The 23,956-nt window shown below is 68.9% G+C and carries 17 protein-coding genes; 6 read left to right on the forward strand and 11 right to left on the reverse strand.

Annotated elements, in window-relative coordinates; translation table 11 throughout:
* Window positions 1-97: 97 nt before the first annotated feature.
* A complete protein-coding gene (locus D187_RS22810) occupies window positions 98-1,072 on the forward strand; it encodes a lytic polysaccharide monooxygenase (RefSeq protein WP_043431286.1) in 975 nt (324 codons plus the stop codon).
* Between the two features lie 6 nt (window positions 1,073-1,078).
* Here D187_RS22810 and D187_RS22815 read toward each other — a convergent pair whose 3' ends face one another.
* The 4 genes from D187_RS22815 to D187_RS22830 form a co-directional block, all read right to left on the reverse strand.
* Complete coding sequence (locus tag D187_RS22815) at window positions 1,079-2,395, reverse strand: sensor histidine kinase (RefSeq protein ID WP_002625777.1); 1,317 nt, start codon at window positions 2,393-2,395, stop codon at window positions 1,079-1,081.
* A 5-nt stretch (window positions 2,396-2,400) separates the two neighbouring features.
* Window positions 2,401-5,748, reverse strand: a complete 3,348-nt coding sequence (locus D187_RS22820) for an ATP-binding protein (protein ID WP_002625776.1) — start codon at window positions 5,746-5,748, stop codon at window positions 2,401-2,403.
* 91 nt (window positions 5,749-5,839) lie between these two features.
* The gene (locus D187_RS22825) at window positions 5,840-7,597 is read right to left on the reverse strand and encodes a M14 family metallopeptidase (RefSeq protein WP_002625775.1); all 1,758 of its coding nucleotides are present in this window, start codon (window positions 7,595-7,597) and stop codon (window positions 5,840-5,842) included.
* Window positions 7,598-7,632: 35 nt separating this feature from the next.
* A complete protein-coding gene (locus D187_RS22830; protein ID WP_002625774.1) occupies window positions 7,633-8,583 on the reverse strand; it encodes an MBL fold metallo-hydrolase in 951 nt (316 codons plus the stop codon).
* Window positions 8,584-8,706: 123 nt separating this feature from the next.
* Here D187_RS22830 and sthA point away from each other — a divergent pair, with 123 nt between their 5' ends.
* Both sthA and D187_RS22840 read left to right on the forward strand, forming a co-directional pair.
* Window positions 8,707-10,110: a Si-specific NAD(P)(+) transhydrogenase gene (sthA, locus tag D187_RS22835; RefSeq protein ID WP_043431237.1), complete on the forward strand. Its 1,404-nt coding sequence runs from the start codon at window positions 8,707-8,709 to the stop codon at window positions 10,108-10,110.
* Window positions 10,111-10,279: 169 nt separating this feature from the next.
* Complete coding sequence (locus tag D187_RS22840; RefSeq protein ID WP_162159676.1) at window positions 10,280-11,719, forward strand: vWA domain-containing protein; 1,440 nt, start codon at window positions 10,280-10,282, stop codon at window positions 11,717-11,719.
* 4 nt (window positions 11,720-11,723) lie between these two features.
* Here the strand turns inward: D187_RS22840 and D187_RS22845 are convergent, their stop codons facing one another.
* The 5 genes from D187_RS22845 to D187_RS22865 form a co-directional block, all read right to left on the reverse strand.
* Window positions 11,724-13,154: an MATE family efflux transporter gene (locus D187_RS22845; RefSeq protein ID WP_043431239.1), complete on the reverse strand. Its 1,431-nt coding sequence runs from the start codon at window positions 13,152-13,154 to the stop codon at window positions 11,724-11,726.
* 130 nt (window positions 13,155-13,284) lie between these two features.
* The gene (locus D187_RS22850) at window positions 13,285-14,508 is read right to left on the reverse strand and encodes a copper amine oxidase (protein WP_020918213.1); all 1,224 of its coding nucleotides are present in this window, start codon (window positions 14,506-14,508) and stop codon (window positions 13,285-13,287) included.
* Between the two features lie 151 nt (window positions 14,509-14,659).
* Window positions 14,660-16,600, reverse strand: a complete 1,941-nt coding sequence (locus D187_RS22855; protein WP_002625769.1) for an ATP-binding response regulator — start codon at window positions 16,598-16,600, stop codon at window positions 14,660-14,662.
* Window positions 16,597-17,055, reverse strand: coding sequence for a response regulator (locus D187_RS22860; RefSeq protein ID WP_002625768.1), 459 nt, complete (start codon window positions 17,053-17,055; stop codon window positions 16,597-16,599). Before D187_RS22860 ends, D187_RS22855 begins: the two co-directional genes overlap by 4 nt.
* Before the next feature lie 8 nt (window positions 17,056-17,063).
* A complete protein-coding gene (locus D187_RS22865) occupies window positions 17,064-17,246 on the reverse strand; it encodes a hypothetical protein (RefSeq protein ID WP_002625767.1) in 183 nt (60 codons plus the stop codon).
* Between the two features lie 270 nt (window positions 17,247-17,516).
* Between D187_RS22865 and D187_RS22870 the strand changes: the two genes are divergently transcribed.
* Window positions 17,517-18,428 (forward strand): hypothetical protein, encoded by a 912-nt coding sequence (locus tag D187_RS22870; protein ID WP_002625766.1) that lies wholly within the window; start codon window positions 17,517-17,519, stop codon window positions 18,426-18,428.
* A 6-nt stretch (window positions 18,429-18,434) separates the two neighbouring features.
* Here the strand turns inward: D187_RS22870 and D187_RS22875 are convergent, their stop codons facing one another.
* Window positions 18,435-19,253 (reverse strand): SAM hydrolase/SAM-dependent halogenase family protein, encoded by an 819-nt coding sequence (locus D187_RS22875; protein WP_162159678.1) that lies wholly within the window; start codon window positions 19,251-19,253, stop codon window positions 18,435-18,437.
* 105 nt (window positions 19,254-19,358) lie between these two features.
* On the opposite strand from D187_RS22875, the gene D187_RS50240 reads away from it, so the two are divergent.
* Together D187_RS50240 and D187_RS22885 are read left to right on the forward strand one after the other, a co-directional pair.
* Entirely contained in the window at window positions 19,359-20,609 is a 1,251-nt protein-coding gene (locus tag D187_RS50240; RefSeq protein WP_002625764.1) for a glycoside hydrolase family 16 protein, read from the forward strand.
* A 121-nt stretch (window positions 20,610-20,730) separates the two neighbouring features.
* Window positions 20,731-21,309, forward strand: a complete 579-nt coding sequence (locus tag D187_RS22885) for a hypothetical protein (RefSeq protein ID WP_155893521.1) — start codon at window positions 20,731-20,733, stop codon at window positions 21,307-21,309.
* A 51-nt stretch (window positions 21,310-21,360) separates the two neighbouring features.
* Here the strand turns inward: D187_RS22885 and D187_RS22890 are convergent, their stop codons facing one another.
* Entirely contained in the window at window positions 21,361-23,946 is a 2,586-nt protein-coding gene (locus tag D187_RS22890; protein ID WP_002625762.1) for a putative metal-binding motif-containing protein, read from the reverse strand.
* Window positions 23,947-23,956: the final 10 nt, after the last annotated feature.

Below are 23,956 nucleotides of genomic sequence, written 5' to 3' on the forward strand. Positions count from 1 at the left end.
TGACCCGAATAATCACGCGATGAACTCCTTACCCGTACTCCGCGCGCTCGCGGTGAATCCCGGGTCCGTCCCCCTGCCGGAACAGGAGTTCGTCTTCATGCTCAAGTCCATGCTGGCGCCGTCCCTCGCCCTGGTGTCCGCGCTGTCCGCCGGGCAATCCCTCGCACACGGCTCCATCGAGATTCCCATCAGCCGCGTGTACAACTGTTACAAGGAAGGCCCGGAGACGCCCCAGTCCGCCGCCTGCAAGGCCGCCATCGCCTACGGCGGCACCCAGGCCTTCTATGATTGGAATGGCGTCCGGCAGGGCAACGCCAATGGCCAGCACCGCGCCCTCATCCCGGATGGGAAGCTGTGCAGCGCGGCCAACGAATCCCACAAGGGGTTGGATCTCGCGCGGTCGGACTGGCCGGCCAAGCGGATTGCCCCCAATGCCCAGGGCCGCTTCGATTTCGTCTACCACGCGACGGCGCCCCATGCCGCCCGCAGCTTCCAGTTCTTCGTCACGAAGCAGGGCTACAATCCCACGCAGCCGCTCAAGTGGTCGGACCTGGAGGCGACGCCCTTCTGCACCGTGGGGACCACGCCCCTGCAGAACAACCGCTACACGTTGAACTGCCCCTTCCCCACGGGGAGGACGGGGAGGCACGTCATCTACAACATCTGGCAGCGCTCCGACAGCCCGGAGGCCTTCTACGCCTGCGTGGACGTGGAGATCGGCACCACGCTCGCGGCCTCCGAGTGGAAGGAAGCCGAGCCGGTGCGGGCCCGTGAGGACCTGCGCGCGGGCAGCACGGTGACGCTCCGGGTCTTCGACGCGGCCGGGCGGGACGTGGAGCGCCACGAGCTGCGCCTGACGGAGGAGGTGAGTCCGGCGGCCCACTGGCTCGTGCGTCTGGCCCGCCGGGTGAACCAGGACTCCCGTCATGTCCGCATGGGCGCGCTCGACGCCCAGGGCGACATCACCCCCGTCGAGGCGCTCCAGGGCAACAGCGTCTATGTCCGGGACGCGGGCTACCGCTTCCAGCTCGACATCGACAAGCCCGCGGCGCCGCTGCCCTCGCGTCCGTGAGCGCGCCTAGCCGCTGAGCGTGCCCGCCGCCTGGTCGTGGGCGGGCCATTCGATGCGCAGGCGGGCGCCGCCCTCTTCCCGGTTCTCCGCGGTGAGCGTCGCGCCGCAGTGCTCCAGCAGCTCGCGGGAGATGACGAGCCCCAGGCCCGTGCCCTTCTCCGGGCCCTTGGTGGTGAAGAAGGTCTCGAAGAGGCGCGGCAGCACCTCGGGAGGAAAGCCCGGGCCGTTGTCCTCGACGAAGAGCACCACGCGCTGCCCGCGCGCCTCGCCACGCACCAGAATCTGTCCCGGCTCCCGGCCGGACTCCTCGATGGCGTCGCCCGCGTTGACGAGCAGGTTGAGCAGCACCTGGACGAGCCGCCGGGGTGTGGCGAGCACGGGAGGCAGTCCGGGGGGCAGCTCGACCTTCACGTGCACCCTGTGCTTGAGCCGCACCGCCGCCAGCCGCACCGCGTCCGCCACCACGTCCGTCAGGGCGCAGGCGGTGGATTCCTCCGTGTCCCGGCGCGAGAAGCCCTTGAGGTCCAGGACGATCTGCTGGACGCGCTCCACGCCCGAGCGCGTCTCGGCGAGCACCTGCTCCAACTCCACGTGGGCCTCGGAGGACAGGCGCTGGGCGCGCAGCTCCTCCTGGAGGAAGCGCAGGTTGGCGTGGACGAAGGCCAGGGGGTTGTTGATTTCGTGCATCACGCCGGCGGTCAGCCGCCCCACGGTGGCGAGCCGCTCGGACAGGGCTTGCGCCGCCAGCGTCCCGGCGAGCTTCTCCGCGGCCTCGCGGCGGGTACGCTCCAGACGGGCCTCGTTGCGCGCCTCGAGCGCCCGGCGGAACTGGGTGGAGCCCGCCACGCCGAAGAAGCTGGTCATCGCGACCAGGGAGGCCCAGGCGATGGCCTGGGCCGGGGGGTGCCCGGTGAGCACCACCAGCGTGCCAATGCCCAGCATGCAGACGACGCCGCTGACGATGGCCGCGCCCGCCTCCTCCGGATAGACGATGGCCACCAGCAGGGGCAGGCACATCACCATGTGGACATACGGACTGTCCACGTCCCCGGTGCAGGCGACGACGGCCAGGTAGAAGACCGAGCCGATCGCGCTGTTGGCCAGGAAGAACAGGCGCCGGCTCCACCCGGAGAGCCGGGTCACCAGGAACGCGCTGAGCACCAGCTCTCCGGCCCACAGCACGCGCACGCCGAGCGCCTCGAGGTTGACGTGCGAGAAGATGAGCACGTCCAGAACGGATAGCAGCGGGAGCACCGCCGCGAACAAGAGGGTCGTCTTGTCCGGCCCCGTTCGCGTGGCCTCGCCGTGTGGACTCACTGTCATGAGAACTAGGAGGTCTCCAGGAGGGGCCGCTCGCGACCGGGCGAGCCCCGTACGTCCTTTTGCCGGCGCCACTCCACCTGGATCGTCCGGTGGGTGGGAATGGACAGGAAGAAGCGCCGCAGCTCCTCCTCGCGCAGCTTGTCGGCCTGGGCCTGGAGCCGCTGGTGGGCGGCTTCCAGCAGGTGGGGGGCGCGCGCGTCCTGGTGGGCCCGGAGCACCCGGAAGCAGGTGAGCCAGATCCAGAAGGGCTCCTCCACGCCCCGGTGCATGCCTTCCAGGTGGGGCAGGAGCTGCTCGACGAGCTCGAGCGCCTCGTGGAGCTCCCCGCCCATCAGCGCCACGGCGGCCAGCCCCGTCATGGCCTCGTGCTCCAGGTGGGGCATGCGGATGCACGCCCGGATGTCGCGCGAGCGCTGGTAGGCCTCGCGTGCCTCGGACAGGCGCTCCAGGGCGCCCAGGGCGAGGCCCCGGCTCATCCACGCGTAGCCCTGGTAGCGCAGGCTGCCAATGTCCTCGCCGATGCGCAGGCCCTGCTCGCTCAGCTCGAGCGCGCCGGCGGGATCGCCCAGGTGGTAGTGGATCCGCGCGAGGTTGGTGTAGTCCATGGCCTCCCAGAACCGGTAGCCGATGACCCGGCTGAACTGGAGCGTCTGCTCGAAGCCGGCCCGGGCCGCGGCGAAGTCTCCCAGGCTCTTGCGCACGTAGGCGAGGTAGCGCCGCGCCGAGCACTCCAACCAGCGGTCCCCCATGGACTGGCAGAAGGGGATGACGCGCTGGATGGGCGGGATGCTCGCCGACAGCTCACCCCCCTCGTGCATGACGGCGCTGAGGTTGAGCAGGCTCTCCACCTCCAGTTGGGGCAGCCGCGCCGACTCGGCGAGCGAGAGGCTGCGCTCCAGGTGCTCGCGGGCGCTGGTGAAGTCGCCCCGGAGGTGGCGCAGCATCCGTCCCCAGTACAGATGGGCGAGGGCCTCGCTGGCCATGTCCCCCTGCTGCTGGGCGAGCCAGATGGCCCGCTGCACCGCCTGCTCCCCCATCGCGAACTCGCCGACCTCCACGGCATACAGCGCCCGGCGCAGGGCCGCCTCGGTCCTCCGCCGATCGTCGTCGAGCCGCTCGGCCCACGCCTCCATGTGGTCCAGGTCCACGCGTTGCTCGCGCCGCTCGCCCTGGATGGCGTGGACGCGCTCACTCGCCGCCACGATGGCGTAGCGCTCGGTGACATTGTCCTCGGAGCTCAGGGCGAGCGCCCGCTGGAGGAAGGCGCGCGCCTCGGCGTGGGCGAACAGGGACAGGGCCTCCTCCGCGGCGCGCCGCAGGAACGTGGCCGCGCGCTCGCCCTGGCCAGAGGACTCCAGGTGATCCGCGAGCAGTCCCAGGTGCTCGCGCGAGCGCTCGCCTCCGCGTGCCTGCAACCACTCGGCGATCCACCCGTGGAAGGCGCGCCGCTCGCGCTTGAGCACGGTGTCATAGGCCACCTCGCGCACGATGGCGTGCTTGAAGGTGTACTCGTGCGCCCCGGCGAAGGCGGAGCTGGACTGCTCGAAGATGAGCTCGCGCTCCTGGAGCGCCGCCAGCGTGTCATGCAGGGACACGCCATCGGGCAGGGCGCCGCCCATCGTCAGCAGGGGCTCGTCCCAGAAGACGCGGCCCACCACCGAGGCGCGCTGGAGCACCTCGCGCTCGTGCGCGGGCAGGCTGTCCAGCCGCGCCTGGAGCACGCCACTGAGCGTGGGGGGCACCTTGAGCGAGGTGAGCCGGTGGGGCTCGACGCGCCAGTGCTCCTTGCCGGCGAGGATGACGCCCTCCTCCAGGAGCATCTGGATGAGCTCCTCCAGGTAGAAGGGATTGCCCTCGGCGCGCGTGACGACGAGCTCCTCGAGCGCCGGGGGAATGGACTCCACCTTGCGCAGCAGCTCCGCCACCAGCCGGTGGCTGTCGTCCGGGGACAGGGGCCGCAGCTCCAGCCGGACATGGGCGGGGGCGTGGGCCCAGCCGGGACGCCGCTCGAAGAACTCGGGCCGCGCGGTGCACACCACGAGCAGCTGCTCGGGCGCGAGCGTCTCGTGCAGGCGCTCGAGCAAGTCCAACGCGCTGTCGTCCGCCCAGTGGATGTCCTCCAGGAAGAGCACCATGGGCTCGCGCCGCAGGAGGGCGCGGAAGTACTCGCCGAGCGACTCCAGGCCCCGGGCCCGCAGGCTCTGCTCGTCCATGGGCGTGCCCTTGAGGTGGGGGCTGTTGCTGAAGTCGAAGCCGATGAGCGAGCCGGCGAGGTGAGCGCGGATGCGGCTCGACTCCCCGGGGCCGAACGCCTCGTGGAAGCTGTCCTCCAGCCGGGTGCGCACCACGCTGGGCGGGTCGCTCTCCTGCACCTGGAGGTGGAAGGAGAACAGGTCGCGCAAGAGGGCGTTGGGGTGCCGGCGCATTTCCGGACTGGCGCGTCCCCGGAGACAGCGGGGGGACGTGTCCAGCGACTCGAGCCACGTCTCGAACTCGCCGAGCAGCCGCGACTTGCCGATGCCCGCCTCGCCCGTGAGCGTCACCCGGTGGCTGCCGTTGCCCGCGAGCACCGCCTGGAGCGCCGCGCGCAGCTGGCGCGTCTCGTGCTCGCGTCCCACCAGCCGGGCCCAGACCCCATCCAGACCCCGGCCCCGCCGCAGGAAGGCCCGGGGCTTGGCCTCCGTCACCCGGTACACCTGCAGGGGCTCCTGTTTGCCCTTGAGCCGCAGGGGCGCCAGGGGCTCGGCCGCGAAGGCCCCGCTCACGTGGCGCCAGGTGTTGTGCGAGATGAGGATTCCGTCCACGGGCGCGGCCTGCTCCAGGCGGCTCGCGGTGTTGACGGTGTCGCCCATCACCGTGAGCTCCCCGCGCGTGCCCACCACGCCCAGCAGCACCGGCCCCGTGTGGATGCCGATGCGCATGTGCAGCCCTTCCGGCGGCGCCGCGGGGAAGGCGGCCAGCTGCGCCTGGATGTCCAGGGCCGCGTGGAGCGCCTGCTCGGCGTCGTCCTCGCTCGCGCCCTCCGTTCCCCAGAGCGCCATGACGGCATCCCCGATGTGCTTGTCGATGCGCCCGCCGTGCCGGAGGATGGCCCCGTCCACGCGCTCCCACAGCTGGTTCATCAGCTCGCTGACGTCCTCGGGATCCATCCGCTCGCTCAGCGCGGTGAAGCCACACAGGTCGCCGAAGAGCACGGTGACGTGCCGGCGCTCGAAGGGGACGTGCGAGGCGAGGGCGGCGATCCGGACGCGCAAGGCGGCCAGCGCGGCCTCGGTGGCCTCGTGGCCGAGTACCGTGCGCTGGGCTTCCAACACCGCCATGGCCTGCTCGAGCAGGTCGCGTTCGTTGCTCATCGTCCTCCGGTGGGGAGCCGGGCCGGGGCCCTGGCCATTCAACCAATCAGGGCGGGTGACGTCGAGTGGGAGAAGAAAATTACGCTCTTTCTCACCGTCCGGCTTTCAGGCCCGTGGGCGCGGAGTCCGTGCGGAAGATGGGGTAGAGGTTGAGTCGCGAGTCCCAGGCGGGGTGCCGCTCGGCGAAGAAGCGCAGGCGGGCGCGTGCATCCCCGGCGAAGGCCTTGTCCTTCAGGCGCTCCTCCCACGCGGCCTTCACGGCGGGGTCCTTCGCCAGCACCTCCCGGGCGAAGGGCTCCACCACGTAGTCCTCGATGTACTCCTTCTGCTCGAAGTGGTTGTTGAAGAAGCCCCAGGCCAGGAGCGAGTCCGGCCCGAGAGGCTCGAACAGGTGGGCGAGCAGGGGAGCGCTCTTCTGCGCGGCGGGCACGTAGAGGGTGCCGGCCGGCAGCGGCCAGGACTCCTTGGTCCACTGGCCCTTCACGGACAGGGGCTGCCGGCCCTCGTAGGAGCCGGGGCGGAAGGAGGCCTCGGTGGCGCGGAACACCTCCACCCCGGTGGGGGGCAGGGCCTGGCCGAGCCGCTGGAAGCGCAGGCCGTGGACGGTGAGCTTGCGGGCCACCCACTCCGCGTGGGCCGGGGGCACGAGGTAGCCGCCCGCGGGCAGGGTGGTGGTGAGGGCGGGGCGGAGCTCCTCGAAGTAGGGAATCGTCCACACCTGGGGCTTCGTGGGATCGTAGCGGATCCACGGCCGCTGGCTGAGGTCGGAGGGCGAGCGCTCATAGGCATAGCCGCGGAAGTCGATGGGGCGGCTCTTGTCCGTGGTCTCCCAGGCGAGCACCACCTCGCGCGCCTTGCCGGCCTCGGCCTCGGCGTCCACCGCCGCGCGGGCCTTCATGAGCGCCTGGCCGTCCCGGGCGACGAGGCGCAAGAGCCCCTCCAGCACGTGGCGCGTGGTGGCCACGCGGTGCGCGTAGGGCTTCCACGAGTGGGTCTCCACCAGCACGCCGTAGCGCCGGTTCACCATCCAGTAGGCGTTGCTGAAGCGCGGCGGTGCCACGCCGTAGCTCACGCCCGAGCGGGGATCATCCTCCTGGCGGAACGAGGGATAGAAGGGCAGGGGCAGGTGGCCCTGGGCCTCCAGGGCGGTGAAGAGCTCCTGGCGCAGCTTCTCGCCGGGGGCCCTTAGCGGCTCGGGGCCCGTCTTCCGCGGCTCCAACTGCACGCTCACGTCGTGCTCGAACTGGGCGCCGTCGGTGACGTGCAGGTCGATGGAGACGAGGGGATCCCACGTGTGCAGCAGGGTGAGCAGGGCGCCCATCTCCGGGGCGTCCGCCTTGACGTAGTCGCGGTTGAGGTTGAAGCCCTGCGCGGTGACGCGCCAGCCCATCTCCTCGGGGCCCACCTGGTTGGGGCGGTTGTTGAGGCCGAAGCGCTCGTGGCCATCCACGTTGAAGACGGGCACGAAGACGGCCGTCACGCCCTGGAGCACCCCTGGCAGCGCCTTGCCGTCGAGCACGTCGCGCAGGAGCCAGAAGCCCGCGTCCTTGCCATCGATTTCCCCGGCGTGGATGCCGCCCTGGAAGAAGACGACGGGGCGGCCCTTCTTCGCCGCCGCGGCGGGGGTGAGGGTGCCATCCGCGCTCGCGGTGAGCACCAGCAGGGGGCGGCCCTCGGGAGTGGTGCCGAAGGAGTCGCAGCGCACCTTGCCGGGGTAGCGCTTGGGGAAGGCGCGGCAGAGCGTCTCCACCTCGGCGTAGCGGCCGGTGCGGAGCCACCCGCTCTGCTCGGCGACGGTGGTGAGAGGCGTCTGGTGGAGCGTCAGGGCGAGGAGGGCGGACAGGAGCATGTCGGCCGCCTGTTGAGCACACCCCCCGAGCCCGCTCAACCCTGTCGTGGAGCGCCCGGCGCAACGGTGAGGCTCTCGCCCACGGCGAGCACGTGCAGGGGCTCCACCGGGAGCGCGCGCCGCTTCCACTCGGCGTCCAGCCGCTGGGGAGGCTCGTCGAGGGGCTCGTCGGTGAGCTTGAAGGTTCCCCAGTGCATGGCGAGGAAGCGCCGGGCGCCGAGGTCCTCGTAGGCCTGGACCGCCTGCTCGGGGTTCATGTGCTGCTTCTCCATGAACCACTCCGGGTCATAAGCGCCGATGGGCAGCAGGGCGGCGTCGATGCCGGGAAAGCGCCGGCCGATCTCCCGGAAGCCCTCGAAGTAGGCGGTGTCGCCCGAGTGGTAGACGCGGGTGTGGGTGCCCTCCACCACGAAGCCGCCCCAGAGCGTCTCGTTGACGTCCGCGAGGCCGCGGCGGCTCCAGTGCTGGGCGGGGACGAAGTGCACGGTGACGGCCCCCACGCGTGTGGAGCCCCACCAGTCCAGCTCGGTGACGGACAGGCCGGTGCGCTGGAAGTAGCGCGTCAGGCCGAGTCCCCCGATGACGGGCGCGCCCACCTGGCGCACGGTGGGCAGGTCCAGGTGATCATAGTGGTTGTGGGACACCAGCGTGGCCTGGATGGGGGGCAGCTGGCCGGTCGGCACCCCGGGGGGCACGTTGCGGCGGATGAAGCCGGGAATGCTGTCGCGCAGCACGGGATCGATGAGCAGCGACACGCCCTCGAGCTGGACGAGCCAGCTCGCGTGACCCAGCCAGGTCAGGCGCGCGCCCTCACCGGGGGCGGGGGGCACGGCCAGGACGGCGAGGTCCGGCTCCACGCGACGCATGGCGCAGGTGGCCGCGCTCTTGCGGCGCCTGCCGGCCACCTTGTCCGCCACCGCCCACTGGAAGACGGTGGACATGGGATGGGGGCCACTGCCATCCAGGTTCTTGAAGCGCAACGCCATGGGGAAGGGTTCCTCGTGGGTGGGTGGAATGGGCGCACGCCCCGTCCTGTTCCGCCCTCATCCTAGCAAGCACGGGAATGATTTCTTCCCGATGCGCCGGGGGTGGAGAAGTATCCAGCCAATATGAGCGTGCGGCATTTCGACATCGTGGTGATCGGCTCGGGCCCCGGCGGGGAGGGCGCGGCCATGAAGGCGGCCAAGTCCGGCAAGCGGGTGTGCGTGGTGGAGCAGCGTCCGCTGGTGGGCGGAGCCTGCACCCATACGGCCACCATTCCCTCCAAGGCGCTCCGGCACGCCATCCAACGCCTCGTGGACGTACAGATGGACCACCCGGAGCTGCGCGTGGAGCTGGGCCATCGCTGGAAGTTCAAGGACATGATGCGCTCGGCGTCCACGGTGGTGTCGCGCCAGGTGCAGCTGCGCACCACCTTCTACGAGCGCAACCGGGTGGAGCTGGTGGTGGGGCGGGCGCGCTTCCTGGACGCCCACACGCTCGAGGTGGACGAGCCCAGGGGCGCGAGCGAGCAGCTGTCCGCCAAGTCCTTCGTGCTGGCCACGGGCTCGCGGCCCTATCACCCGCCGGACCTGGACTTCCAGCACCCGCGCGTCTTCGACTCGGACACCATCTTCACCCTGCGCGAGACGCCGATGACGATGATCATCTACGGCGCGGGCGTCATCGGGTGCGAGTACGCGTCCATGTTCCGGCAGCTGGGCGTGAAGGTGGACCTGGTGAACACGCGCGAGCGGCTGCTGTCCTTCCTGGACGATGAGATCTCCGACGCGCTGTCCTACCACCTGCGCGAGCAGGGCGTGCTCATCCGCCACCAGGAGCAGATGGAGCGCGTGGAGACGCGGGACGATGGGGTGGTGCTGCACCTCAAGAGCGGCAAGCGCCTGCGCGCGGACGTCTTCCTGTGGGCCAACGGGCGCACCGGCAACACCCAGGACATCGGGCTGGAGGCGCTGGGCATCCAACTGGACTCGCGCGGCAACATCCAGGTGAACGACGCCTACCAGACGGTGGTGCCGCACATCTACGCGGTGGGCGACGTGGTGGGCATTCCCTCGCTGGCGAGCGCCTCGTATGACCAGGGCCGCTTCGCCGCCACGCACATCGTCGAGGGACGGCTGGAGCACAAGCTGGTGAAGGACATCCCCAGCGGCATCTACACCAGCCCGGAGATCAGCAGCCTGGGCCGCAACGAGCAGGAGCTCACGCGTCAGGGCGTGCCCTACGAAGTGGGCCACGCGTTCTTCAAGAGCCTGGCGCGCGCTCAAATCACCGGCCGCACGGTGGGCATGCTCAAGCTGCTCTTCCACCGCGACACGCGGGAGATCCTCGGCATCCACTGCTTCGGGGACAACGCCTCGGAGATCATCCACATCGGCCAGGCCATCATGTCCCAGGACGGGCCGGGTAACTCCATCGACTACTTCATCAACACCACTTTCAACTACCCCACCATGGCCGAGGCCTACCGCGTGGCGGCGCTCAACGGACTCAACCGCCTGTTCGAGCACTGAAGGACTGGCGCCGCCGTCTCCCCGCCCGCGTCGACGTTCCCCTGGGAGCATGACACGGGTGTCAGGGTGAGGTGAGGCCCGGGGAGGGGAAGCGCCGCCCTCCGTCGGGCTCGTCCCTGGAACATGTCTTGCTTCGCGCCCGGGTCACCCCTTCACCCGGAGTATGTGCATGCGCAAGACGAGGCGGTTGTGGATCGCAGGGCTGGCGGTACTGACACTGGTGGGTTGTTCCGGGATGGACATCGGAGGTGGTGTTGGCGCTCCCGGTGGGGACATGGGAGGGACGCCTGGCGGAATCCAGGACATCGCGCTGGCGCGGCGGAAGATCGACGCGGGGCAGATTCCCTTCGCGGAAGACTTCATCGCCGAGGGGCTCTACGCGGAGCATGATCTTCCCCTGGAGGGCCCGCCCTGTGCGCAGGTGTTGTGTCTGCGCACGGCCACGGGCATCGCGACGGCCATCGACACGGACCGCCAGGAGGTGTTCGTGCAGGTGGGGTTCTCGTCCAACGTGGATCCCTCCACCTTCCGCCGCCAGCCGCTCGACGCGGCGCTGGTCATCGATCACTCCGGCTCCATGCAGGGCGAGCCGATGGAGGCCGTGAAGGAAGCGGCGCGCCGGTTGGTGGCGAAGCTGGACGAGAACGACACCCTCTCGCTGGTCATCTTCGATCACACCTCCCAGGTGCTGGTGAAGCAGGCCCCCGTGCGCGACCGCGAGGCCCTGCTGCGCGCCATCGGCACCATCCAGGTGGCCGGCTCGACGTGCATCGAGTGCGGACTGCGCGATGGCTACCAACAACTCGCCACGCGCGGGCTGGACGCGTCACGCTCCCGCCGCGTCTTCCTCTTCACGGATGCGATGCCCAACGTGGGCCAGACGCAGCAGAGCGAATTCATGACGCTGCTGCGCGACCACTCCCGCGAGGGCCGGGACCTGACCCTCTTCGGGGTGAACCTCGCGTTCGATCAGGCCTTCGTCACGGCCATCACCTCCGTGCGGGGCGCCAATGCCTTCTACCTGAGCGGCGCCGAGCGCACCCGGGCGGTTTTCGACGAGGACTTCGACTACCTGGTGACGCCCATCGCGTATGACTTGAAGATGGTGCTCACGCCCGCCCAGGGCTTCCGGGTGGAGGCGGTGTATGGAATTCCCGGGGTGGCGCCCGGCGCGAGCCTGGCCTCGCTGGAGCTCCCCACGGTCTTCCTCTCCCGGCGGCGCGGCGCCATCCTCGCGCGCCTCTCCCGGGAGGCGGACATCCAGCCCGCGCAGCGGATGCTGTCGGAGGAGTTCTCCTTCACGCCCGCTCGCGGCGAGGCGAGCCCGCCCACGCTCCTGACGGCGAGCTACGAGGGCAGCGAGCCGCTCTCGTCCACCGGCACGTGGTACTCCGAGGACACGGTGCGCAAGACGGCGGCCCTGACGAACTTCATCCTCGGCGCCCGGGCGGCGTGCACGTCCTGGCACGCGGGGGACAAGGCGCGGGCCCGGGAGCTGGCGGACCGGACGGTGGAGTTGCTGCGCACCCATGCGGAGCAACTGGACGACGCCGCGCTGCGCGCCGAGGTGGAGCTGGCGTCCAAGCTCGCCGCGCTGATGGTTCCCTGAACCCTCAGGCCTCGCCGGCCTCATTGGCGAAGACCTCGGCGGGGTCCGGCTTGGCCTGCTCAAGGACGGTCGGCTTGTGGTGGGCCACCGCCTTCTTCCAGCGCCCGGAGAAGTAGTAGGCCATGCTGCAGCCGAGCGAGACGAAGAAGCTGATGGCGATGGCGTACCAGATGCCCTTCACGTCGTGCATCTGGCGCGACAGCGTGTAGGCCAGGGGCACCCGGACCACCCAGAGGCTGAGCAGGGAGATGAGGGTGGTGATCATCGTGGAGCCGGCTCCGTTGATGATGCCGTTGCTCACGAAGGTGAGGCCGAACAGGACGTAGCAGGCGCCCACGATGTGCAGGTACGAGGTCCCCAGCTCGACGACGACGGGATCCCTGATGAACACCTTCAGGAGCGCCTCCGGGAAGAGGACGGCCATCGCGGAGATGACGAGGGTGATGGCCCCGCTGAAGGCACACCCCCACGCGAAGATCTGCCGGACGCGGGGCAGGTGGCCCGCCCCCAGGTTCTGTCCGGCGAGCGTCGAGATGGCCATGCCGAAGTTGATGGCCGGCATGAAGGCGATCTGATCGATGCGCGAGGCCGCGCCGAAGGCCGCCGTGGAGATCTCCCCGAAGCCGTTCACGATGCCGGTCACCATCACCATGCCGAGTGACACCAGGGACTGCTGGATGGAGGCGGGCACACCAATCCGGAAGGTCTGCCAGGTGGCCGGACCGAGGTGGCTCAGGCGCGGCCAGCCGGGTGCGACGGGAGACTTCTGGCGATGCAGCCAGACCACCAGCACGGTCAGCACGAGCACCTGGGAGACGATGGTGGCCCAGGCGGTGCCGTTGAGCCCCAGGCGCGGCAGGCCCAGGTGGCCGAAGATGAGGAGCGGATCCAACACCGTGGTGAGCACGACGGAGATGAGCTGGAAGTACAGGGGCGTCTTCGAGTCCCCCATTCCCTGCAACATGCTGCGCAGCGCGAACATGGCGAAGCTGGTGGGCATCGACAGCAGGAAGATGCGCAGGTAGTCCACCGAGGGTTGGAAGATGTCCTCCGGCGTGTCCATGGCGCGCAGGATGTGGGGCGTGAAGAACTCGCCCAGCAGGGTCAGCAGGATGCCCAGGCCGAGGATCAACACGGTGGAGCTGTCCACCACCCGCCGCAGCTCGTCGAAGCGTTTGGCTCCATAGCTCTGCGACACGAGGATGTTCGTCGCGAGCGTCATGCCCATCCCGATGCCGAAGAGGGTGAAGACGACGGGAAAGCTCACCGTGACGGTGGCCAGGGCCCCGGTGCCGAGGAACTGTCCCACCCAGATGGCGTTGATGAAGCTGTAGGCCGTCTGCAGCAGGCTGCCGATGAGCATCGGCAGGGAGAAGGTCACGATGTGCCGGGGGATGCTGCCCGTGGTCAAATCTGTCCCGAACTTCGGTTTCATGAGTCTGCCTTCTGCCGTGAGGGCTTCTTCACGGTCAGGTGCGGTATGCACCCGCGAAGGCGGGCGCGCCAGTCCCCCAGGTGGGTTTTCTCACCGGGTGGAAGCCGGGACGTGTCACGCCGTGGACGGCTCAGGGCTCGAGTGGGTTCTTGTGGTGGAAGCTCCTCGGCCTGATCTCGAAGGACAGCCAGCTCATGGGCATGTTGTCCTGGTCCTCGTCCCGAGGGACGTGCAGGTGCCGGTTGACGTACCACACCACCACGTCCTGCCCATCCACGGATTGCCCGTCCACCATGGCGCTGACGTTCGTTGGCGCGCTGCTGCAACTCGAGGCGATGTGCGGAGGGAAGTTGCCCACCGCGAGCATCTCGCACCCGTTGTAGCGGGTGACCCAGAACTCGTGCGCGGACCAGGGCTCCGTGGTGGAGACCTGGCCGGTCCACAGCCCCTCGATGTGCGGGACGAGCTCATAGCCCACGTTCCGCCCGTCACCGTTGGTGCGCGTCTTGTCGTAGACGACCCACGACGTATAGCTCTCCGGGGCGAGGTCCTGGGCGGCCTCGAGTGGGATGGGCGTCCTCACGTTCACCCCGCAGGTGCCTGGCGTGGCGCAGGCGCTTTCGGGAGAAGGGGACGTGGACGGCTGGAAGGTCATCTGCTCGACCGCGTCGTCCGCCGCTCCATCGATGTCGAAGTCCAGCCGGTAATAGATGTTGTGCAGGTGGGAGATTCCATAGACCGGCGTCTCGTTCGTCTCGGAGTCCATGCGGCTGCCGTAGGGCGCATAGCCCACGCCCGAGCGGACTTGCTGGAGCCGGCCCGACAGCCCCATTCGTGGCTCGATGGTCCCGTCATCATGGAACTCCCACTGGTTGATGTACGTGTACTGGCCGAGCTGCGAGGCCATGCTCACCGAGACGCTCTCTCCCCGCTGGAAGTTGTCCCTGAACTTCCAGGCGTAGCCGCGATCGTCGATGTTCTGGCAGATCTGGTTGTTGGCCAGCAGCGTCCCTCCCGCGCACTCCGCCTCGGTGAGCGTGAGGGCACTGGACCCCAACCCCGCGTCGGTGACGTCGAGGGGGCGGGGGGTGCCCATGACGTAGGGGACGTGGAGCTCCGCGATGCTCCCCTGGCCGAGCACCAGTCGCGACGTGCCTCCCACGGGCATGTAGCTGGCCCTCTGGATGACCAGCCCCTCACACGGGCAATTCATGACATTGAAGTTCCACCTCGAGCCCGAGGCGAAGGTGTGATCCACCTGGGTGGTGCCGGTGCAGGCCGCGGGGGAGCACCCTTGTGCCTGCGCGACGTGCGCGAAGCCAAGTCCCATCCCGATGGCCACGACCCTCTGCATGACGCGCTCCCAAGACATGTTCGCTCCCGCGGACGAAGGAACTGCGGAAGCGGGGGAGTTAGGGCCGAGGCCGTCGCAGTGGCTACGTACCCAGGGGCACTCCGTCGCCTGCGCACCGGGCCTGGAGGGGCGATACACCCTCGCGCGTTCGCTAGGCGTCCAGTGCGCGCGCCAGCACCGACTGGACCATGTCCCGAAGTTCCCGGGCGGAGAAGGGCTTGTCCACCCGGCGGTTGCCCACCTGCGCGAGGAACTCGCGGGCCTTGGGCGTGAAGGCGCCACCGGACAGGAAGATGAGCTGCTCGGCCAGGGCGGGCAGGTGCTGCGCGAGCTGCTGGTGCAGGTCCACCCCGCTCATCTCCGGCATCATCACGTCACACAGGATGACGTCGAAGTGCTCTCCGCTCATGAGCCGCGCGAAGGCCTCGCGCGCGCTCGTCAGCGTCACCACCTCGTGCTCCCGCTGGAGCGTGCGGCGGATGGCCGTGCCAATCATCGGCTCGTCATCCACGACGAGCACGCGGCCCTTGCGCGCGGCGGGGGCCGCCTCGGCGGGCGCTGGGGAGGCCTCCACCCGGGCCTCGGGGCTGATGGCGTCGAGGAGGAGCCAGAAGGTGCTGCCGTGTCCCTCGCGGCTCTCCACCCCCATCTGCCCGCCGAAGCTCGTCACGATGTCGTGGCAGATGGACAGGCCGAGCCCGGTGCCCACGCCCACGGGCTTGGTGGTGAAGAACGGCTCGAACATCCGCCCGAGGTGCTCCGGGGAGATGCCCACGCCCGTGTCGCGCACCTCGATGCGCACGCGCGCCCCCTCGCGCCGCGTGACGACGCGCACCTCGTTGTCCGCCGCGTTCCCCTCGGGAATGGCATGGGCCGCGTTGACGAGCAGGTTGAGGAACACCTGCCCGAGCCGGCCTTCGTTCGCCTGGACCTGGACCGGCTCCCCGTAGTCGCGCACCAGCCGCGTGCGGTGCTTGAGCTCGTTCACCGCCATGTCGATGGAGGACTCGAGCACCCGGTGCACGTCCACGGGCGCCAGTACCCCGTCCTCGTCCCCGCGCGAGAACATCTTCAACTGCCGCGCGATGTCGCGCACCCGGGTGATGCCGAGCCGGGTATCCGCCAGCAGCTCCTGCACCTCGCGTCGCTCGGTGCCGCACAAGCCCAGCCGGGGCAGCACCTGGTTCTCCAGGTGGTCCAGGTTGGTCATCGTGTAGGCGAGCGGGTTGTTGATCTCATGCGCGACTCCCGCGGCGAGCAACCCGAGTGAGCCCATGCGGTCCGCGCGCAGCAGCCGTCCCTCCATCTGCTTGCGCTCGGTCAGGTCCCGGACGATCCACACATGGGAGGGCGAGCCGTCGAACATCAGGGGGAGATGGACGAGGTCCACGGGAACGCGGCCGCCCCCGCGTGCCAGCAGCAGGACTTCCCGGGGCGGGATGGGCTCGCCCGTGGACTCCGCGCGCTGGACATCCTCCTGGAGCGGGACCCAATCCTCCGGACGGAGGAACTTCTGTCCCAGCTCCAGCAGGGTCTTGCCCAACAGCTCCGTCTGGGACGAGTAGCCCAGCAGGCGGACGTAGGTGGGGTTCATGTAGACGAGCCGCGTGTCGTGCATCACGCAGACGCCGTCGGGCAGCCGCTCGATGAGCTCGCGGAAGCTCTCCTGGGAGCGGCGCAGGGCCTCCATCGTGCGCGTGTGCTGGAGCCCATAGCGGATGGAGCGCTCCAGGAGCGTGGGGGTGAGCTGGGACTTCTCGATGAAGTCGGTGGCCCCGGCCTGCTGGGCCTGATGGTCGATGTCGTCGTCCTCCTGTCCGGTCAACAGGATGAACGGGCCCTCCCAGCCCCTGCTCCGCGCCTGCTGGAGCAGCTCGAGCCCCGTCATGGCTCCGAGCCGGTAGTCCACCAGACACACGTCATGGTTGCCGGACTCCAGCTCCTCCAGGGCCCGCTCGCAGGTCGCCACCCACTCGAGCACCACCCGCCGCGGGCCCAATTGCCGCAGGCAGTCCCGGGTCAGGACGTAATCATCCTCGTCGTCCTCGACGAGCAGGACGCGGATGGCGTGTGCATCGGCCGCACGGCTCATTCGGAGCTTGTTTCGGGAGGCAGTTCGACGATCTGCAGCCAGTGCCGGTTGAGGACCTTCACGACCTCGACGAGCCCCTCGAAGGTCACCGGCTTGGTGATGAAGCAGTTGGCCCCGAGGTTGTAGCTGCGCAGGATGTCCTCCTCGGCCTTGGACGTGGTCAGCACGACGATGGGGATGTTCTTGAGCGCCGGGTCGGATTTGATCTCCCGGAGCGCCTCGCGGCCATCCTTGCGCGGCATGTTCAGGTCCAGGAGGATCAACCCCGGTCGCGGGGAGTCCTTGGGGTTGGCGTAGCGGCCGAGGCGGCGCAGGTAGTTGATGAGCTCCTCGCCGTCCTCGACGAAGCGCAGCTCGTTGGCGAGCCGGCTCTCCTGCATGGCCGAGCGGGCGAAGTCCCGGTCATCCGGGTCGTCATCCGCCATCAGGATGGTGACAGCTCGTTTGGGCTCCATGGCTCTTTCTACCCGTGCAAGGGCTGCCGCGGGGACAGCGTGATGTGGAAAGCCGGTTCTGCGAGAGCTGGCGCATCTGGGGGGGGAGCCGCGTCGAACACGGGCAGCGGCTCGAGCGACACCTCCGCACGGGTCTGCTCGAGGGGCGCCTCGAGGTCCTCGCGCAACTCCTCGACGGTGGTGTCACTCACTGCGAAGGTCCTCGCTCGAACGCTGGCTGGACGTGGTGCGGGCTCCCCTGGAAAGCCGCCTCGAAACAATATGCGACACAAAGGGGAGGGTTGTATAGCACTCGACAACGAGGGCACTGGGGCCTTGATCTCGAGGCATGGACGGCCGGGCGGAGGGGCGCCCCCGACGAGTGCCTGCTTGAAGTGGGCCCGGGGAGCAGGCGAGACCACACGTCCAACCCCTTCACTCCGTGCGCCACGAGCGCGGGCGCCGAACTATGGTCCCGCCGCATGAACGCCAGGCATCTCTCCTTCGCTCTCACCACCGCTGTCTGCCTCCTCTCCTCCTCCGCCGTGTTGGCCAAGCCCTACCGGGCCATGGTGACGCGCACCGCGTCGACGACCCGGCCGGGCAACCTGGAGCTCGGTTTGCGCTACCAGGGCTTCTTCTCGCTCGAGCAGGGCAAGTCGCTGCCCTACCACCAGGTTTCCCCGAGCATCCGCTGGGGCATCGTCGACAACGTGGAGGCCAACGTCTACTTCGAGGTCCTGGGCATCGGCACGCCCGGGGAGAACAACTTCCAGGTGGCCTTCGGTGACATCCCGCTCGGCCTGCAGTGGACCTTCCTGGAAGCGGGCCCCCTGGCGCTGGGCGCCTACGGCCGCGTCACCTTCCCCACCGGGCCGAGCGACCAGGACGCCATCCAGCCGCTGCTGTCGGACGGAACGTGGGACATCGAGGGCACGCTCATCGCCGAGCTGCGGGTGACCAAGGACCTGCGCTTCATGCTCAACCCGAGCTACCTCCACCATGGGACGCGCGATCGCGGCTCCCGGGCGGACTTCGACGTTCCGGACGCGCTGCAGCTCGCCGTGGCGGGGACGTACAACATCAACGACCAGACCCTCGTGGGCCTGGAGGTCATCGGCCGCCGCTACTTCGAGCCCGCCATCACCCCGACGTGGACGAACAACGCCAACCAGGTGGAGATCATCCCCGTGGTGCGCCGCGAGCTCTTCCCGGGGCTGGTGCTCGAGGCCGTGGCGGGCATCGCGGTGACGCCGGACCTCTCCGACATCTACAACTTCCGCGTCCTGCTCGGCGGCACCTACGAGTTCGACCTCGCCTCCGGCCCGAACCTGCCCACGAAGAATCCGGTGAAGAAGCCCACCCCGCCGAAGAAGAAGCCCACCAAGCGCTAGAGCGGGCTAGCCGCGCGCGGCGATGTGCACCCGGGTGCCCCGGCCCACGCCGAGCACCCGCGCCGCGTCGCCGTCCCGCACGGACACCTCCAGCAGTCCCGTGCTGCCTCCCAGGGACAGGAGCTCCCCGGGAGCGACGGCCTGATAGTGGGCGTGGGGCGCGTCCGGGATGAGGCGGTCGCCGACCTGGACGTCGAAGCGGGCCGGCAGCCGCGCCACGGGCAGATTGGTGATGAGGTTGCCGTAGGTATCCACGTGGAGCACCTCGCCCACGAGCGCGCCGCCTCCGCCTTCCACCTGGGGCTCGGGGAAGGTGAAGGGCGCCTCCAGTTGCTCCAGGCGCCGGCCGAGCTTCTCGAGTGGCACGCCGGCCGCGAGGTGGCCCACCACGGGGGCGAACAAATCCCTGCCATGAAAGGTCCGCGAGCGACGGGGTCCCCACCAGGCGGGGTCGTTCAGCTCGATGGCGTCGGCCAGTCCGCCGAGCAGTGAGAGCGCGGGGACCAGCAGGCCGTTGTCCGGGCCCACCAGCACGTCGCCCCGGTGGCTTCTCACGGCCACGGCCCGCCGCGCGGAGCCCACGCCGGGATCCACCACCGCGAGGTGCAGCGAGCCCTCGGCGAAGGCTTCCACCGCGCTCCACAGCAGGAAGGCGCCCGCCCTCACGTCCTGCGCGGGCACCGCGTGCGTGAGATCCACGAGGCGCGCGTGGGGAGCGATACGCAGGAGCGCCGCCTTCATCTGGCCCACGTAGGTGTCCGTCAGGCCGAAGTCGGTGAGCAGGCTGATCAGGGGCGGAGGCATGGTGCCGGGAATGATAGTCACCCTCCGCTCCGCCCGGAGCACGTGCACACTGGACCATTCTTCCCAGCTTGTTGGAAAAAACGTAGAAGGAGGCTTAAACAGTTTTTGCTGGGATGAGGTGTTTCGATGGAGCGAGGCTTCGTGGGACGAGGACAGGGGCGGCGTGGGTGGCTGGCCTGCGTGGTGGGCCTGAGCGGGGTGCTGGGGCTGGGCTGTGAACCGGAGCAGGTCCAGGAGGGTGCGCCGGACGAATTGCAGTCGAGCACGGCGGCCGCGACGGGCAATCTGTTCGCCAACGGCGGCTTCGAGACGGATCTGCAAGGCTGGAAGACGTGGCAGGCGAGCCTGTCGCGGGTCTCCCTGTCCACGGGCGCGCCCGAGGGTGGCCATGTGGTGAAGGTCACGCCCACGGCCGGGACGAGTGGAGGGTATTCACTCGAGGCCTCGTCGAGCGTGGCGTCTCCCGCCGCATTGGGCACGTACTCGGTGAGCGCCTCGGTCGCCGCCGCGAGCACGAGCGCGGTGGGCAAGACGGTGATCCTCGCGCTGCGCGAGACGGACGCCAACGGAGTCGTCCGGGTGTGGGAGCAGACGGCGACGCTGACGCAGGCCTTCCAGCGCATCACCGTCTCGGCCACGGTCGAGCAGACGGGCCGGAGCCTGGCCTTCTACATCTTCCAGACGGGCAGTGGGGCGAGCGATGCCTTCTACGCGGATGACCTTCTCGCCACCGCGCCGGGCACGCCCGCGGGCTGGCGGCTCGTCTTCCAGGATGACTTCTCGGGGAGCGCGGTCGATACCACGCAGTGGGGCATGTACGACTCGCCCGGGCATGACGGCAATGGCTTGCGCCGTCCGAGCGCGTTCAGCGTGGCCAACGGCCTGTTGACGGTCACCGCGCAGATGGTCAACGGCACGCTCGTGTCGGGTGGCATGGCGCACAGGTCGAACTACAAGTATGGCCGCTTCGAGTTCCGCGTGCGCACCGAGCCGGACCCCAGCGGCGCGACCAGTGGCGTGGTGCTCACCTGGCCCCAGACTGGCAACTGGCCCACGGATGGGGAGAACGACATCTACGAGACGGGCACCGGCACGAGCCGCGCCAGCTTCAGCACGTTCATCCACTACGGCGCGGACAATCGTCAGTACTATTACAAGCACGCCGTGGACGCGACCCAATGGCATATCGTCGCGATGGAGTGGGAGGCCAATGCCCTGCGCATCTACCGTGACGGGGCGCTGGTCTGGACGCTCACGGATGCCAATGCCATTCCCGACGTGGCGCATCACCTGTGCATCCAGCTCGACGCCTTCCGCACCACCATGGGGGCTCCGGTGAAGATGTACGTGGACTGGGCGAAGATCTACCAGCGCTGAGGCCCTCAGCCCGGGTGGAGACCTCCCGCCTCGGGAAATGAGCGCTGGTGTGGTATGACAATGAAAACGGGCTTCCAGCCGGTTGGCCAGGAACAGAACGCGTCGCACGGGAGAGGTGCACTTGAGAAGGTTGTTTGTCTTTTTCGCGGTGATGGGAGTCGTGGCGCTCGCGCGATGCGGGGGCATCTCTTCCAGGGGGCACGATGCGGGGCCCGTGGGCAACCAGACGGATGGCGGCGCGCCGGATGCGTCCGTGGATGGGGGGGACGTCGCGGACGCGGGCGGTGGCACGGAGGGGGACGGTGGTTCCCCGGATGCGTCCGTGGATGCGGGGGAGCCCGTGGACGCGGGGGCGCCCACGGATGGCGGTGACACGGTTCCCGATGCGGGCGTTCCGGGTGGCGGCTCGCGGAGCGCGTGCACGCTCAACAGCGACTGCCCGGCGGACGAGCGCTGCGAGTGCGACGAGTCGGAGGGTTGTCTGTGCCTCACCGGGCCGCGTGGGACCGGGCGCTCGGGGGTAGACGCCTGTGTGAGCGGCAATGACTGCGAGAGTTCGCTCTGCGCCGAGGGCTGGGGCGGCTTCTTCTGCTCGGGGCCGTGCGCTTCCGACTCGGACTGCGGGCCCCGGTTGCCGCTCTGTGCCTACATCACCTTCGTTGGCGACATGTGCATCCGCCAACCCGACGGGGGCCCCTGACCCGGGCCCCGGGCGGGGCGTCCGCCCCGCACCGGTGTGAGCCGTGGCGGCTCAGGGCTCGAACTGGATGGCGTAGGCCGTCCATCTCGTGCTCCCGTTGGGAGCATCCCTGGTCACCGAGAGCTGGTTGCCGGTGAGGGACAGTCTGCCGGTGGCCACGCCCAGGATGTCGTTCGCGCCGAACGAGGTCTCGCCAGCGCCCTGTCCGCCCGCCTGGGAACTGGTGAGCAGCAGCGTCCGGGTCGCATCCACTGGCGTGGCGAGGGGGGCGCTGTTGCTCGCCGCGCCATCATTCACCGTCAACACGTGCGTCTGGACGAGTGTGCCCGTGGGGAAGGTAATGCGTTCCCAGGAGATTTGGGGAATGTCGGCGGTGGTGATGGCGGTACCGTCCCCTCGACGGAAGAGCAACTGGGTGGTGTTCGATTGATCGATCTCCCCCCGGACCATCCGTTTGTAGATGTCCGCGCCCGCGCTGCTGACCTGCCAGGTGGACAGCAAGATGGAACGGGTGAGGTCCGTGGTGGGCAGACCTGTCACCGTCAGCGCTCCGCTATTGGCAGGCATCGCGTCCGTGAGGTCTCGCTGCACGTCGCTGCCGGTGAATTCGACCACTTGGAAGGTGAAGAGGTGGTTCGTGTTGCAGTCATCGGCTATCAATGCGCCGACATTGTTGTTGCCACCAGCGCTGGCGAGCCGGACCACAGGGAAGTCGTTAGAGTCCACCTCGGCCCCATCTTGGGAAGAACTGAAGAGCACGAAGTTCTTCGAGATGTCGACTGACGTGGAGAGGCGGGGAGGGGGCTGGGTGCACGCTATATTTTGCAGATGCTGGACAGCCAGGCCTTCGTGGAGCTCCACCACCTGCCAGTCGATAGTCGCTGCTCCCGTGTTGCCGTTCCGTTTGCAGGTGATGTTGGCGGTCCCCAGCGAGCACCGGACGAAGGAGTTGATGGGCTCCTCGTTGTTGGTGGTGGCCTGGAAGACGAGGAAGCTGCGAGACAGGTTGACGGGGACCGTCGTGTTGCTGGGGCTACTGATGGGGCAGTTCTCTTCCTTCTTACCCTCCGCCATCTGGCACGAGCCGCGCCTCACCACGGGGACGATGGTGTGGGTTTGCTTCGCCTCTCCCACCGCCGCCCCGCTCAGCTTGAGTTCCACCGGGCCACCCGTCTTGATCTTGAAAGACATGGACCCCTCCGCGGTTCCTCGAGGGTCGAACTCCTTGTCCAGTTTCTTTGAACCCTCACATCCCGCATCCCAGAACACCTCGAAGCTCGCGGCGGGAGTGGTGGACAAGGAGAGCAACTGGCCCGCGGGGAGGGACGAGAGGTTATCGTATTTGTCGGTGATGCGGAAGTTGACTGGGGCGGAGCATTGCCCGGCCAACAGGGTTTGTCCGCCCGAGGGCGACAAGGTGAGCTTCGAGGCGGGCAGGGGTTTCACGGTCCGGACCTCTTGCACTGGCTGGGACGTCCCGTTGAGCTTGGCCGCGAGGGTGAAGGTGGTCGCGCGGGTGCCTCGGAAATACAACGAGGAGATGGCTGGGAGCTGGGCGCCGAGGTTCAGGGCCTGGGTGCAGCCCGCATCCTGGTAGAGCGCGGCTTCCGCGGTGTTGGTGGGCGTCGGGCTGATGGAGAGGCTGAGGTTGGCGAGTGTTCCGGAAGTGAGGTTGTCGAACGCATCGCGCCACTCGAGGGAGACGGGAGAACAGTCCCCCGCCTGGTTGGTGGTGCTCGGGGTGGTGAAGGCGAGCTTCGTCGCAGGCCCGGGAAGTAGGGTATGGGTCAGGGTCGCCTGCCGCGGCAGTGCGGAAGAGCTGGCCCTCAGCTCTCCCGTGCCGATCGTGGTGCTGCGCACGAAGAAGGTGACGCTGCTTTTGCCCGCGGGAATGGAGGAGGGAGGCGACGAGGTGCAAGTGGGGTCCGAGTGGAAGGTCACGCCGGGGCCAAACGTGCTCGCCAGGGTGATGGGCGTGGAGAAGCCGGCTTGGGCGGGTATCCCATCGGCGTAGTGACGCTCCACGGTTACCGAGGCCGAGCACTGACCCGCTATCGTCGTCAGCTCCGGTGAGCTGAAGACGAGCGAGGTGGGGGCCCGGCTACACGTCTTGCCCGAGCAGGTGCTGTCGTCACAGCCGCGCCAGCCATCGCAGTTGAGGTCGTCGCTCGCGTCGCACAGTTCCTGGACCTGGGGCCGACGCTTCGCCTCCTTGTCATCGCAGTCCGCCCCACCCAGCTCGGCCGCGACGAAGCCATCGCGATCCTCGTCCTCGGAGTCGCTCGGCGGCGACAGGGTCAGCGTGACGGTTTGGGCCTCCGGCTCGAAGTGCACGTCGACCGGCTCGCTGCGCCCATTGTAGAACGGCTTTTCGTCACAGCCGTTTTTCCCCCAGAGAGCACGCGCCTGAAGCTGCACGTTCGCCGGAAGGCCCTTCCGGATGACCACCACGCGCAGCTCTTGATCCTCCGGGCGGGCCAAGGGTCTGGACTCGACGATCTTCCCCTCGGGAGTGTGCACTTCGAGGAAGATGCAGCTCGCGGACAGCGCGGGGTCGAGTTGGATGATGGCCTGGACGGCTTCTTCTCGTGTGCAGCCGGCGACTACGAAGAGCAGCAGGAGGACAGCTCGGTTCATGCCCCCATAC

The sequence above is a fragment of the Cystobacter fuscus DSM 2262 genome (genome assembly GCF_000335475.2).
Classification (GTDB): domain Bacteria; phylum Myxococcota; class Myxococcia; order Myxococcales; family Myxococcaceae; genus Cystobacter; species Cystobacter fuscus.